Here is a 2,146-nt window from a genome sequence, read left to right as displayed (position 1 = left end):
GTTTCGACGCCCGCGCCACTGCCACCGGGCGCGCTGCCGCCCGGTCACCGGCCGGCACCCGCCGCCGACCAGCGCGCGCCCGACCTGCCGCCCCCGGGTCTCCTGCCGCCCGACCCCGCAGCGCTGCTGACGGCTGCGCCGGGTGGCCGGGGTCCGCTGGAGCCCTGGCCGGACACGGTCCACTGGCAGTCCATCTCCACCGACCTGATCTGGGTGGAACTGATCCGGCTGGCGATCGTGGTCGCCATCGGGCTGGCGGTGACCGGAGCCGGCTGGGCGTTCAGCGGCCACTGGTTGTTCGGGCTCGCCGTGGCCGTCGTGCTGGTGCTCGGCGCGTGGCGGGCCGTCGCGATCGTCCGCGCGGTCCGGGTCTGGGGGTACGCCGAGCGGGAGAACGACCTGCTGGTCCGGCACGGCCTGCTGGTCCGCCGGCTCTCCATCGTGCCGTACTCGCGGATGCAGTTCGTCGACGTGAGCGCCGGGCCGTTGGAGCGCGCCTTCGACCTGGCCACCGTGCAGTTGCACACCGCGGCGGCGGCGAGCGACGCCCGGGTGCCCGGGCTGCGTCCGGCGGAGGCGTCCCGGCTGCGCGATCGGCTCACCGCGCTCGGCGAGGACCGGGCGGAGGGGCTGTGAGCACCCGCGCGGGCAGCCGCCGACCGCGCCGAGGGCCGCTCCGATGAGCGACGGGCCCGCCGAGCCGAGCACCCTGCCACCCACCGGCCCGACGCCACCGGGGCCGGTGCTGCCCGCTGGCTCGGCACCCGCTGGCGCGGCACCTGATGGGCGGGTGCCGCCCGGCACACCCGCGCCGTGGCCGGCGCCACCGGGCGGCGGCGAGGGCGAACCTCGGCAGCGACTGCACCCGCTCAGCCCGGTGCTGCACGGCGCCAAGTCCCTGGTCGTGGTGATCGCCGGGCTGTCCTGGTCAACGCTGTCCCGGGTGGGCTTCGGCTGGTTCGCCGCCATGGTGGCGGTGCTGGCGCTCGGCGCGACCGTGCTGTCGGTGGTCAGTTGGTACAACACCGGCTACCACGTCGTCGGCCGGGAACTACGGGTGCACGAGGGGCTGCTCTGGCGGCGTACCCGGGCCATCCCGTTGGAACGGTTGCAGGCCGTCGAGGTGGTCCGGCCGCTGCTCGCCCAGCTCACGGGGCTGGCCGAGCTGCGCCTGGAAGTGGTCGGCGGAGGCAAGACCGAGGCACCACTGGCGTACCTCGGGGTGGCCGACGCGGCAGTGCTGCGCGAGCGTCTGCTGGCGCTGGCCGGGCGGGTGGCGCAGCAGCCCGCGCCCGGCGAGGCGGTGACCCCGGGTGCGACGGCGCCACCGGCCGTGCCGGGCCGGCCACTGCACGCGGTACGCAACCAGAACCTGCTGATCAGCCAACTGCTCACCCCGCAGGCGTTCCTGCTCCCGTTCGGTGTGGCCTTCGTCGTGGTGCAGTTCCTCACCGCCGGTTCGTGGTCGTTCGTCGCGGTGGCGAGCACCCTGACCGCGATGGCGGGTGTGCTGCTGCAACCGATCCGCCGGGTCCTCGACGACTGGAACTTCCGGCTGGCCCGCGTCGGCGGCACGCTGCGGGTGCACAACGGCCTGCTGGAGACACGGGCGCAGACCGTACCGCTGGAGCGGGTGCAGACCGTGCGGGCCACCTGGCCGTTGCTGTGGCGGATGAAGGGCTGGCTACGGCTGCGGCTGGAGGTGGCCGGCTACTCCGTCGCGGAGGCCGACGACCGCAACCGGCCCGACCGGCTCCTGCCGGTCGGCGACCTGCCGACGGCGACGATGATCGTCGCCGAGGTGCTTCCCGGGGTACGCCTCGACACGCTCGCGCTGAGCCCGCCGCCGCGCCGGACCCGTTGGCTGCACCCGCTGGGCCGTGCCGCGTTCGGCGCGGGGCTGTTCGAGCGGGTGTTCGCCACCCGGTCCGGGCGGCTCACCCGGCAGTTGGTGATCGTGCCGTACGCCCGGATCCAGAGCGTGCGAGTGGTCCAGGGGCCTGTCCAGCGCCGTCTCGGGTTGGCCACCGTCCACGCGGACACGGCGGGCGGCTCCGGCGCCACCGCCCAGGACCGCGACCTGGCAGAGGCCTGGGCCCTGGCAGCCGACCTGACCGCAAGAGCACACCAAGCCCGCACCCAATCC

At 75.2% G+C, this 2,146-nt stretch carries 2 protein-coding genes; both read left to right on the top strand.

Translation table 11 applies throughout. From position 1 onward, the window contains the following. The first annotated feature begins 84 nt into the window (after positions 1 to 84). The gene (locus DLJ58_RS16280; protein WP_386997923.1) at positions 85 to 636 is read left to right on the top strand and encodes a PH domain-containing protein; all 552 of its coding nucleotides are present in this window, start codon (positions 85 to 87) and stop codon (positions 634 to 636) included. A 43-nt stretch (positions 637 to 679) separates the two neighbouring features. After that, positions 680 to 2,146, top strand: a 1,467-nt coding sequence (locus DLJ58_RS16275; RefSeq protein ID WP_244218966.1) for a PH domain-containing protein, incomplete at its 3' end; no start/stop codon positions are given.

This window comes from Micromonospora arida (assembly GCF_003857035.1).
In the GTDB taxonomy this organism is placed as follows: Bacteria; Actinomycetota; Actinomycetes; order Mycobacteriales; family Micromonosporaceae; genus Micromonospora; species Micromonospora arida.
This window is presented reverse-complemented; position numbering and strand designations above follow the sequence as displayed.